This is a genomic window from Vibrio sp. YQ_11 (assembly GCF_043103065.1).
Classification (GTDB): Bacteria; Pseudomonadota; Gammaproteobacteria; order Enterobacterales; family Vibrionaceae; genus Vibrio; species Vibrio parahaemolyticus.
On the sequence record NZ_JBICJM010000050.1, the window covers coordinates 149,427 to 161,637 of the forward strand.

General features: G+C 47.7%; 9 protein-coding genes. 2 read left to right on the forward strand and 7 right to left on the reverse strand.

Translation table 11 applies throughout. From position 1 onward, the window contains the following. The first annotated feature begins 170 nt into the window (after positions 1–170). Entirely contained in the window at positions 171–323 is a 153-nt protein-coding gene (locus tag ACF8EG_RS22385; RefSeq protein ID WP_005459713.1) for a hypothetical protein, read from the forward strand. A gap of 127 nt (positions 324–450) precedes the next feature. Here ACF8EG_RS22385 and ACF8EG_RS22390 read toward each other — a convergent pair whose 3' ends face one another. After that, on the reverse strand, positions 451–1,518 hold the full coding sequence (locus ACF8EG_RS22390; protein ID WP_025546313.1) for a sensor domain-containing diguanylate cyclase: 1,068 nt from the start codon (positions 1,516–1,518) through the stop codon (positions 451–453). Between the two features lie 302 nt (positions 1,519–1,820). Further along, the gene (locus ACF8EG_RS22395) at positions 1,821–2,672 is read right to left on the reverse strand and encodes a carbenicillin-hydrolyzing class A beta-lactamase CARB-32 (RefSeq protein WP_029837067.1); all 852 of its coding nucleotides are present in this window, start codon (positions 2,670–2,672) and stop codon (positions 1,821–1,823) included. A gap of 241 nt (positions 2,673–2,913) precedes the next feature. Between ACF8EG_RS22395 and ACF8EG_RS22400 the strand changes: the two genes are divergently transcribed. After that, positions 2,914–4,263 (forward strand): ferric reductase-like transmembrane domain-containing protein, encoded by a 1,350-nt coding sequence (locus tag ACF8EG_RS22400; RefSeq protein WP_069506013.1) that lies wholly within the window; start codon positions 2,914–2,916, stop codon positions 4,261–4,263. 119 nt (positions 4,264–4,382) lie between these two features. On the opposite strand, the gene ACF8EG_RS22405 is transcribed toward ACF8EG_RS22400, so the two are convergent. The 5 genes from ACF8EG_RS22405 to ACF8EG_RS22425 form a co-directional block, all read right to left on the reverse strand. Then, positions 4,383–4,964 carry a cupredoxin family protein gene (locus ACF8EG_RS22405; protein ID WP_069505787.1) on the reverse strand — a complete coding sequence of 194 codons (582 nt, stop codon included), beginning with the start codon at positions 4,962–4,964 and terminating at the stop codon, positions 4,383–4,385. Between the two features lie 64 nt (positions 4,965–5,028). Beyond that, entirely contained in the window at positions 5,029–8,169 is a 3,141-nt protein-coding gene (locus tag ACF8EG_RS22410) for an efflux RND transporter permease subunit (protein WP_005487815.1), read from the reverse strand. A 2-nt stretch (positions 8,170–8,171) separates the two neighbouring features. Further along, positions 8,172–9,887, reverse strand: coding sequence for an efflux RND transporter periplasmic adaptor subunit (locus ACF8EG_RS22415; RefSeq protein WP_069505789.1), 1,716 nt, complete (start codon positions 9,885–9,887; stop codon positions 8,172–8,174). A 103-nt stretch (positions 9,888–9,990) separates the two neighbouring features. Further along, positions 9,991–11,412, reverse strand: a complete 1,422-nt coding sequence (locus tag ACF8EG_RS22420; RefSeq protein WP_069505791.1) for a TolC family protein — start codon at positions 11,410–11,412, stop codon at positions 9,991–9,993. A gap of 218 nt (positions 11,413–11,630) precedes the next feature. Then, a complete protein-coding gene (locus ACF8EG_RS22425) occupies positions 11,631–12,050 on the reverse strand; it encodes a hypothetical protein (RefSeq protein WP_017447880.1) in 420 nt (139 codons plus the stop codon). Positions 12,051–12,211: the final 161 nt, after the last annotated feature.

A 12,211-nucleotide genomic window follows, 5' to 3' on the forward strand; every position in this document is an offset into this window, starting at 1 on the left:
ATTTGTATCAACGGATATTTGACCTGTGTCAAACTTTGTAAGTTGCTAAAATCACTAATAATACTCGTTAATCCAGACGATAAAAAAGCTGATTAGTAAGGGAGGCTGATTTCATATTAAATACCGCGCAACGACTTCGTGTCTTAATCTAAACAAACAAGGTATTCAATATGTTTTCAATCGGTGACGTAGTAGTAGCGACTAAAGGTGTCGAGCAAGGCGAAATGGTTGTTACAGGTTTAAGCAGCGGCGGTTTTTACGCTCACGTTAAAGCTGGCGAAAAGACGCTAACTTACCCTGCTAAAGATCTTAAGAAAGCATAATTCAATTTGCTGACTTCTTAATCCCAAGTCAGCGCAAGGTGATTCACTCCTCATCTTGAATTTACTTGGGAATCGCAAAGGTAGCGCATCAGTCGCTACCTTTTTTATTGTTGATTCATCATCTTACTCATTGTTCATTCGATACGCCTTGATGCTCGCTGTGGTTGATTTCTACGCGATTTCTCCCGGTTTCTTTCGCTTTGTATAACGCTAAATCAGCACGTTTCACTAACGGCTCAAAAGAATCATCTAAGCCACACACTTGAGTTACCCCAATACTGGCGGTGAATGTCATATCACGCCCTGAATATCGAATCGTCGTGGTTTCTAAGGCATTTCGGATGGTTTCTAACGTATCCATTGCTTCTTGAGAAGAGCGGCTTCTCAGGACGATAGCAAACTCTTCACCACCGACACGAGCAAGCAGGTCGCATTCTCGTAAATGCCCTTTAATGGTATTGGCAGCATGGATGAGGGATTTGTCGCCAGCGTCGTGCCCGAACTTGTCATTCAGTTTTTTAAAGTTATCTAAATCCAAAATCGCGACGTGGAATTTGATCCCTTGCGTACGAAATTCAGAAAGACGATGCTCAATTTGACGCATGAACTCTCTGCGGTTTGGAATGCCAGTAAGATCGTCGGTGGTGGCGAGGTGCTCCATTTTCATGATCTGAATATGCAGCGCAATGTTCAATGCTATCCAGTTGGCAATGCATTGTAATTGTGCGGCTTGTTCCTTGGTGTAAAAATGGGTTTGATGATGCGCGACGTTAAGCGTGCCCAAGCACATTTGACCATGCATCAGCGGCGCATCCATACACGTGCCCATACCGCTGGAGGTCAACATGACGCAATCTAGCTCGTCGGATTGAGAAACGTCGTCACAAATGATCAGTTGTTGGTTTTTGAACACACGTCCGACGAAGGCTTGGTCAATCGGCACGAGAAAATCGGCAGGAATCGCTTTGTTGCCGGAAAAAGAGTAGACCTTGAGGTAGTCACTGTTTTCGTACAGCGTAATGCTGGTGCGGTCAGATTCAAAAATCCGATTGATCCATTCTGCGACAGTATCGAGCACCTGCTGTAACGTCTGTGATTGAGCCAAAAAGTGAACAAAGCCGATCGGTAAACATATTGGGCGTTCCATGTTTTGCGTCGACAAGTCATTTGGGTCAAAAGTTCTTTCAAGTCTCAATAGCCATCTCCCTAGACATTCCTCTAAATGTAAACAATAAGTAACACGCAGCTATTTTCAAGAAAAATACGTCCCTTTAACAGAGTATGGTTTATTTCTCGCCACTTGTGAGTATCAGGTTGCTTAATGTGAGCTTGAACTCATGTCTAAACCGATAATTTTTATGCCTAATTAGCAAGAGGTGACCATTCGGTAAAGCGTAGTGAAGACAGCAAGAATAAGAGAGATTTGTTAAGAATTTGAGAGAGCAGGTAAGAAAAAGCCCCTCTGAATGAGAAGGGCTTGGTTGCTCGAGTTCGAGCTTAACTTTCTTTGTAGCGCTCTAAAATCAGTTGGCTGATTTGCGCGATCAGTTGATCGCGAGCTTGAAGCGAAAGGTCAGTGTCTGTGACGTAAATACTGATGTAAACCGGCTTGTAGTTGTCTTTCCAAATCATCGCGCTAATGCCGCGTGAACCGTAGTTACCTGCGCCAGAGCGGTCTGCAATCGACCAGCCTTTTGGTAGAACAGAGCGCATGAGAGAATCCGATACTTTGTTGTCTTGCATCCAGATTTTCAGCTGTGTGCGTGACTCGTAAGATAGGGCGTTATCTTCCATCAAGGTGTGTAGGGTGTTTACCATGGCGTTAGGCGTTGTGGTGTCTCGCTTGTCGCCCGGTTTTGCTTCGTTCAAACGGGGCTCCAATCGGTCAAGTCGCGTTGCTTTGTCGCCAACAGAGCGCAAAAACAGCGTGACCGCTTTAGGACCACCAATTTCATTTAGCACTAAGTTTGCGGCGGTGTTGTCGCTCATCAACATGGCGGCTTCACAAGCGTGTTCGATACGCGTGCTTTGTCCAGCCAGTTTATCCATCACCGGAGACCAAACCACAATATTGCGTTCATCGATTCTCGCTGTGGCATTTTTGTTGAGTTTGCCGCTGTCCATGTCGCTTAGCATGGTGGCACACGCTAACGTTTTGAATGTGCTCATTAATGGGAAACGTTCGTCTCCGCGATAATCCCAACGTTCGTCCATTTGTGTATCCCAGACTGACACTCCAATTCGCCCAGATGTTTGTTTCTCGATGAGGGAGATGTCTTCGTTTAATTTGGAGGCGTAACTAACAGTTGAGCAAACCATCAGCCCAACCAACAGGAATAACTTTTTCATGCGTGTGTTCTTCGTTCTTTTGGTTTTGATTCGCACTTTGGCGATGTTAAGCAAACTATAACGAGTGAATACTCTAACCACTGTTAAATCCCTGTCGATTTTCTGTAGGATTCTGCGCAATACCTCCAAGTTTGTTATTGACCTTAGGTATATTGTGGGTTTACTCAACTTTACGAATATTGACGTTGCATTACGCTAGAAAAACTAAACTAGAGTTGTCGTCAATTTGAGAGTGATGTTCATGAAAACTGTACGAAATTTTGTATGGATGATAATTGCCGCCGTGTCTGTGTTGTGGTGGATGAGTGAACCGCAACTGCTGTCCTCGACCCAATTTTTCCAATGGCGCTCCGCGCTTATTCAATATTCTGGTGTTTTGTCGTTAGCTTTGATGTCTATTGCGATGGTGCTTGCGCTGCGCTTACCTGTGATCGAGCAATGGGTTCACGGGATGGATAAGGCCTATCGTGTGCATAAATGGCTCGGCATTGCGGGGGTTAGCCTTGGAGTCGTGCATTGGTTGACGTATAAAGTGCCAAAATGGCTAGTGTCGGCAGGAGTGCTCGAAAAACCAATCAAACACACCGGGGGTGGGCCTTCTGGGAACAACTTTGTCGGTTTAGAACTCTGGGTCAAAGAGTTGCGCGATGTGGGGCTTGGTTTGGGGGAGTGGGGTTTTTACCTGCTCTTAGCATTGCTCGTGGTGTCACTGTGGACGGTTGTTAAATACAAGCCATTTAAGTTGTCGCATCGTTTAATGGCGGCAGTGTATTTGATGATTGCTGTTCACTCCGTTTTGTTGATCAAGCACGCGTACTGGGGTGAGCCAATTCATTTCGTTGCTTTGGGCTTTGCCTTGATGGGCTCTGCAGCTGCCGTTTATAGCTTGCTTGGTTTTGTCGGACGAGCGAATCGCCATCCCGCCAAAGTGGTGTCGACTCGCTACTTTCCTCAAGCGCGAGTGATGGAGCTGGTTTTGGCGGCAAGCAATAACGGTCAAGGAAAACCTTGGCAAGGACACAAAGCTGGGCAGTTTGCTTATGTTCGTTTTGGTAATGAAGATCCGCATCCGTTTACGATTGTTTCAGGTGAGCATGAACCAGAGGTACGCTTTTTGATTAAAGAGTTGGGTGATTTCACCACGGATTTGTACCACAGGGTTAAAATCGGTGAAGAAGTGATGGTTGAAGGCCCTTACGGACGCTTGGCATTTGACGTCAATAAGCCGCAGATTTGGATTGCGGGTGGTGTTGGGGTCGCATCGTTCTTTGCCATCTTAGCGTCACTCAAATCGCTAAAAACGCATCCTCCTGTGCATTTGTTTTACTGCACGCGAGGTTTGGACAGTCATTTAGTGGACGAGTTGTGGAAAATGGCACGTCTTGCGAAAGTGAAGCTGAACGTGATTGATACGGCGGTGTCTCCTCGACTTAACGTAGAGCGTATCGCGAGCGAATGTGGCGATTTAGCGCGTTATGAGTTCTATTTTTGCGGGCCAGAAGCTTTTTCGCAAAAACTGAAAAAAGAGTTGAATGCTTATCGCGTCGATACCGAACGTCATTACCATGAAGAGCTGTTTGTCATGCGATAGTGGCAAGGATGAACGAAACAAAAAGGAGCTGAGTGCAGCTCCTTTTGTCTTGTTGTATTCATGTCTAACGTATTGTCATCGTTAGATTATCTTGTTTAAGCCGAAGCCTGCTTATAACCTTACAACTTCACTTTTTTGACCATGCCAGCTTCTGCGTGGCCTGGAATGTTACAAGCAAACTCTACGTTGTTGTCTCCGTGGAAGTGCCACAAAATCTGTTTTGCTTTACCCGGTTCTACGGTGACAGCATTGCCAGAGTCGTGCATGTGATTCCCTGACATGTTTTTCATCATTTCACGGTGCTCAAGTTGCTCTGCTGCAGAACCGATGGTGAACTCATGATCGATTTTGCCCGTGTTCATCACCACAAACTGCACAACGTCGTTCGGTTCGATTTTTACGTCTTTCTTGAAGGTGATTTTCATGTCATCGCTCAAAATTACATGGACGACTTTATCCGGTTTCGCCCCATTCGCTGGCATACCCACTGCTGACATTCCTGTCATGCCTTGCATGTTGGAGTGATCCATTTTTGAATGATCCATCGGCATATCGCCCATGTTCATTTTATCCATTGACATCGAGCCATGGTCCATTTTGCCGTGATCCATGTTGTCGTGGTTCATGTTCGAGTTATCCATTTGTGCGAATGCGCCTGCTGATACCATAGTTAGAGCAAGAGTGATAAGTGTCTTTTTCATGTTGATTTCCTTTACTGTCAATGAGGTAGTGCGCCATTGTGGTTTGAACAATGGCGCTTGTTGTTTATTTCTCTGGGTTTTGAGTTTTGTTGACTTCTCGCTGCTTCCACAGCTTGAAGATTGCTGGTAACACCAGCAGAGTCAGTAGTAGGGCAGAGGCCATGCCGCCAATCATTGGTGCAGCAATGCGCTGCATGACTTGAGAGCCAGTACCTGAGCCATACATGATAGGGATAAGGCCAATGATGACCGTGAGAACCGTCATCATGACCGGACGCACACGCAGCCCCGCGCCTTCTCGAATGGCATCGGTTAAATCACCAATTTGCAGAGCTTGTTGGTTTTCTTCTGCGTGAAGTTTTTTGTGGTGCCACGCTTGGTTGAGATACACCAGCATGATGACGCCTATTTCCACCGCAACGCCGGCGAGGGCGATAAATCCGACCCCCACGGCGATGGAGAAGTTGTAGTTGAGGTAGTGCATCAACCACAAGCCACCAACCATCGCTAAAGGTAGAGTCAGCATGATGATTAACACTTCACCAACACGGCGGAAGCTGAAGTAAAGCAACATCATGATGATAACCAAGGTGATCGGTACGACCACACTCAAGCGGTCTTTAGCGCGTTCCATGTATTCGTATTGACCAGACCAAGCGAGCGAATATCCAGCAGGGAGCACCAGTTGGTCAGCCACTGCTTGCTGCGCTTCTACCACGTAAGAACCAAGGTCGCGGCCATCGATATCCACAAACACCCAGCCGTTAGGACGAGCGTTTTCGGTTTTGATCATCGGCGGACCGTCTTCGTAACGAATGTCAGCGACATCAGCGAGTGCGATACGCGCTCCATTTGGTGTCACTAGCGGTAAGTTTTGCAGCTTAACCACAGAGTCACGGTAGTCTTGCGGGTAGCGAACGTTAATCGGGTAGCGTTCCAAGCCTTCAATGGTCTCTCCTACATTCATACCACCGACAGCGGTTGAGATGACTTGCTGAACGTCTTTGATGCTCAATCCATATCTCGCAGCAGCGCGGCGTTTAATGTCGATTGTTACGTAACGGCCACCAGCTACACGCTCGGCATAAACCGATGAAGTGCCGCGAACGTTGTTCAAGATAGGTTCTAACTGCGCGCCAATCTTTTCGATTTCTTTCAGGTCTGGGCCTGCGATTTTGATCCCGATTGGCGTCTTAATGCCCGTCGCAAGCATGTCGATACGCGTTTTGATCGGCATTACCCATGCGTTGGTTAGCCCCGGGAACTGCACGAGATTGTCGAACTCTTTGCGCAATGACTCTGTGGTCACGCCTTCACGCCATTGGTCATGAGGTTTGAGCTGAATTACCGTTTCAATCATGGTGAGTGGTGCAGGGTCGGTGGCGGTTTCTGCACGGCCAATCTTGCCCCAAACCGTTTTAACTTCCGGTACGGTTTTGATCAGCTTGTTCGTTTGCTGAACCAACTCACGTGCTTTACCGATGGAAATGCCCGGGTAGGTGGTCGGCATGTACATCAAATCGCCTTCATCCAATGGTGGGATGAATTCGCTGCCTAGTTGGCTAGTTGGGTAGTACGCCGATGCCAATAGGCCGAGCGCCAGTACGATCATCGCTTTCGGATATTTCAAGCTCAGATTAAGCAATGGACGATACAGCGCAACCAGACCACGGTTAACAGGGTTCTTATGTTCTGGCAGTATTTTACCGCGAATAAAGTAACCCATTAGAACTGGCACGAGCGTGATCGCAAGTGCTGCCGCTGATGCCATGGCATACGTCTTGGTAAAGGCGAGAGGAGAGAACATCTTGCCTTCTTGACCTTCCAGTGCAAACACTGGAACAAAGCTTAACGTGATAATAAGCAGCGAGAAGAATAGAGGTGCGCCCACTTCTTCAGCGGCTTTGCCAATCACTTGCCAGCGGTTCTTATCCGTGAGTGGCGTTCGCTCAATGTGCTTGTGGACGTTTTCTATCATCACGATGGCACCATCCACCATAGCACCGATGGCGATGGCAATTCCTCCGAGCGACATGATGTTGGCATTAATGCCTTGAGAATGCATCACGATGAACGCTGCAAGGATGCCTACAGGCAAGCTCAGGGCGATAACCAATGAAGAGCGAATATGGAACAAGAACAGTGCACAGACGATGGCTACGACGATGAACTCTTCCGCTAATTTCTTCCAAAGGTTATCGACAGCTGCATTGATCAGCGTAGAACGGTCGTAGGTGGTGACGATTTCAACGCCATCCGGCAAGCTACGCTGTAAATCTTCCAGCTTGTCTTTAACTTTGCTGATCACCTCACTCGCGTTTTCGCCATAGCGCATCACGATCACGCCACCAACCGCTTCACCTTCGCCGTTAAGCTCAGAGATACCGCGACGCATTTGCGGACCTAAGTTGATGTCGGCAATGTCGCCCAATAAGAGCGGTGTTCCTTTGTCGGTCACTTTAAGCGGCAGCGATTTAATGTCTTCGATGCTGGTCAAGTAACCGGTGGTGCGAACCATGTGCTCAGCTTCAGCAACTTCCACTACGGATGCCCCCGTTTCTTGGTTACCGTTTTGAATCGCCATGTTTACTTGTTGCAGCGTTAAGTTGTAAGCACGTAGCTTCGCCGGATCAATCTGGACTTGATACTGCTTAACCATACCGCCTACGGTTGCGACTTCAGAAACGCCATCGACGGTTTGCAGTTCGTACTTTAAGAACCAATCTTGCAAACTGCGCAGCTCGGCAAGGTCATGTTGACCCGTTTTGTCTTGCAATACATAGCTGTAGACCCAGCCCACACCCGTTGCATCTGGGCCTAAGGTTGGTTTTGCACTTGGTGGTAATTTAGGTGCAACTTGGCTTAGGTATTCCAAAACACGTGAACGTGCCCAGTACATGTCGGTATCGTCGTTGAAAATGATGTAAACGTACGAATCCCCGAAGAACGAATACCCACGAACGGTTTCTGCACCCGGTACGGCGAGCATCGCGGTGGTTAGCGGATAAGTGACTTGATCTTCCACCACTTGCGGTGCTTGACCCGGGTAGCTGGTTTTGATGATCACCTGAACATCAGAAAGATCCGGAATTGCGTCAACAGGCGTATTCTTTACACTGTAAAGTCCAGCTAAAACAAGCATTAAGGTCGCGATCAAAACCATAAAGCGGTTATTGAGTGACCAACGGATAATTGCTCCAATCATAGTTAGCCCTCGATCGCTTCAATTTGTTTCAAAACGTAGTCAGAACCTTGTTTTTCAACTAGAAATCGGACTTTCTGACCTTCTTTGAAACCGGATAAATCCACTTCATCACCCACAGAGAAGTTCATTTCACCGGCATCCCAGCTCCATTCTGAAACCGGAAGGTGATTGAGCGTGATCATGCCAAAATCCGCCATTAGCATGCTGATGTCTCCCGTTACCCAAACGTCAGTTGCGAGAACGGTGTCATCGGCTTTGTAATCAACGATTTCGTATTGACCCGATGCGGTTTTTTGAATTTCGAACTCAATAGCTTGGCCCTTTTGCAGCGAGCCCATATCGACGCCGTCAGCGAGGGTAAAGTTCATAACCATCCCCGGCCAATCCCACTCTGGTACGGGCTGGTGGTTGATGGTCAACATACGATGGTCTTTCATCACATCAGTGATCTCGCCCTTCGTCCAAGCCGTTTGTGCAGTGGCTTCGGTCGGTGATGAAATGCGCGATAGATCAGCCGTTTGGCTCGATTCTGAATCCAACATAAAGTGAGCTGAGGTTACGATGCGATCGTCTTGAGTCAGGCCTTGTAGTACCTCGATTTTGTCGTCAGCTTCACGACCGACTTCGATGCGCGTTGAGCGGTATTTGCCGTCTCCCTCAGACAGCACGACGCGAGTCATACCCCCCGAGCGGATAACGGACGACTTGGGAATGGTTAACACCGCGTTGTCGCTGACAGGTTGCAAGGCAATATTGGCGAACATGTTCGGTTTCAGCTCGCCATTGGGATTAGAGAATTTAAGACGAACACGAAGCGTGCGCGTTTTAGGATCCAAAATTGGATACACATAATCGACGCTGCCTTGCCACTCTTTACCGGGAATCGCATCCAACGTCATAGTGGCGTCGCTGCCGGCTTTCATCCAATGAGCTTGGCGTTCAAATACTTCGGCATCCACCCATACGTTTTCAAGTGGGCCCGCGCTGATCACCGCTTGAGCAGGGGATAGGTAACCACCTTCACGAACGTTCAAACTCGCGATGACGCCATCTTCCGGAGCTTTAATTTCAATAGTTTGCGATGCTTTCCCGCGTTGAGTGATGGCTCTGATTTGAGAACGATCAACACCCAGTGTCACCAAACGTTCTGTCGCGCCTTTCACTAGGCCATTACGCCCAGTTCGGTAGGCGTTCAGCAGCTCTTCTTGTGCTTTGACTAGCTCAGGCGAATACAGCGTGAACAGCACGTCGCCTTTGTTGACCTTTTCACCCACGGCATTGATGTAAAGCTTTTCAACCCAACCCGCCACGCGAACGTTGGTTTGCCACAAATGACTTTCGTCAAACGCGATATATCCGACAGTTTCAATCCGAGGTGAAAGTTGCTCTAAAGAGACTTGAGCGGTTTTTACACCTAAGTTGTTTTCAACCGATGGGTCAATTTTTACCGTGCCGGGTTTGTCTTGTTCACCTGCGAGGTCTTCGGCGTACACTGGGATCAAGTCCATACCCATTGGCGATTTGCCCGGTTTGTCGCGCTTATAATTTGGATCCATTGGCGCAACCCAATAGAGTGGCTCGTTTGAGCTGCTCGCAGCGCTACCGCTTGTGCCGCTCATGTCGTGGTTTGCACCAGATAGGTACTGATTAACGCCAAACCCTAGTGCCCCGCCAACAAGCAGAGCGATAGTTGCTATCTTGATTGAATTTGAACTCATTCCTAATTCCTTATTTTCCCCATGAGGCATGACAGCGATGTTGATTGTTTATTGGTGTGCATTGGCCATCGTCCCCAAACTTGGGTTCTCTCATGTTTTTGTTTTAGTTCGCGTTTGCTTCAGGCGTGATGTTGGGTGTGGATGCTTGATATTCGAAACCACCCAATAAAGCCGCTAAGTTGCTGTTTACGATGTTTAAATCGGTAATAAGACGTTGCTGTTCGAGCTTTAGCGCCAGCTCGTCTGTGCTTGCCATGATCACGTCATTAAACTGTGCGGTATTGTTTTGATAACCCCTTTCTACCGCGTGAATACGAGCTTGAACTTGGGGAAGTAAGGTGGATTGATAACGCTCTAAACGCTGACTCAAGTTGGCGCGATCAACCAGCAATGTGTTGACCTTCGCGTTCATCTGAGTCAGTAACGTATCTTTTTGTGAGCGAGCGGCACCCACTTGATACTGGGCGGCAGCTAAGTTGCGGTCTTGGCGATTGCCAGTGAACAGGGGAATGTCCATTGTTAGATACGCGCTCACCAAGTCCGATGCAGGTTCGCCTTTCATATTGTTGGCTTGACGATAGGCGTACATCACTTCCACACCGAATTGAGGCGTGTAAGCTTGCTCTGCAATGTCCACTTGAGTTTCACTGGCAGAAATACTTACGTCTGCCATTTTCACCATCGGGTGATCACTCAACTGTTGGTAGTGCTTGGTCGTTTCGCTATTTTCAGACAACTTTTGATTTAATGACGCCCAAGTCAGTGTGTTGCTGGCTTGAAGTGTTGAGCGTCCGTTTTGGGTATAGGTATTGAGCCAGTCAGAGCCCAACCATTCTGAGAGTTGTGAGACCAAACGGCGCTGCATTTGTGCGTTGGCTTGCAGCTTTTCATCCAACTTACTCACTTGAAGCTGTGCATTCAGTAAATCTTGCGCTTCGCTTTTGCCGATTGAGTAATTGGTTTGAATGAAGTTTTCCATTTCCGTCATGAGCCGACGGTTTTCTAGCAAAATTTGCTCTGCCTTCTGCTGATAGCCTAGCTCCAACCAAAGCTGAGTCATGCTGTTTGCCACTTCAAGCTCCCGTGCGTGAACTTGCAGAGACAAACCATCGGCTTGTTGATTGGCTTTCTTTTGTTGAAGGTTGAGCGTCGAGCCACGTTCGAACTGTTGCATCAAACCGACGGAGATATTGGTCATCGGATCTTCGTCAAATTTGAAGCTATCGACAGGCAAACCACCAAAACCGACTTTCAGTTTCGGGTCCATCAAGGTTGCGCTGGCTACGCCTGTTTCACGCATCGCTTCCGATTGAGCATAGAACTGTTTACGGTTGCCATCGTTGTTCAACGCAATGCTAATGAGGTTTGCTAGCTCATTGGTTGATTGGGCTTGGATTGATTGAGCTTGCGCTTCTTGTTGTGCTTTCGTATTGGTTGGCGATTGCGCCACCACATTGAAAGCCGGTAGGGCAACCAGAGCCAGTGAGCATACTGGTGCCACTAAGCGATTTGGGTTGAATTCCATAATTTACATCCAAATTGATACCAAGCTCTTTTGCGTTTCGGGAACGATTGAACCGAGCGGGAGAGCGTTGGTATTTGCCAAACGGATGACGCACTTTTTTATCGCTAAATAGCAGGTAACAAATGAAGTTACGAGCGAATAGCTGAGGTGAGCACGCTATCAGTTGGGCGCAAAGAAACTGCCTGCAAAGGGATGCAGGGTCGAATGCTTTGTATGGATTAAACTATCGGAGGCCGATACAAATCATGGGTGACTTGTACCACTGGTGCAGTGATTTCTGAGGCAATGGATGCGCGATAAGCCAGTGGGGATAGCTGGCTGACAGGGGCTGGTAACGGGACGAAAACGAATGAACAAGATGCTGTGCAGCAATTGTGGATCATGCCGGAGCCATCAACACAGCTCATGGTCATTTCTGTAGAGTCGGAGCTCAACGATGAGGCCATCTCCATGCTCATGCTCGGGGAGCCGCAGTGATCGTTCGCGCTTGCCATTTCAGTCATGTGTTCAGGCATCATAGCGCCACTCGACATCATTTTGATACTCATTAAAGGCGCGCTGTTAACCACGCTAGATACCAGCAGTATCAGCGTTGTACATAACGTTAGCCAAATTGTATGCAGTGATTTAAGGCGCATACGGAGTCCAGTCAAAATGAGTGTAAATAACGAGTAACCGCTTAATAATAAAGGTTACCCTAGGGGGAAAGTCAAGCATTCACCCCCAAGTAAGCGTGAGATATTTGGTGCATCTTGGGAGAGGTTAGACATATTAATCGCCAATAAATATCTCTTTATTG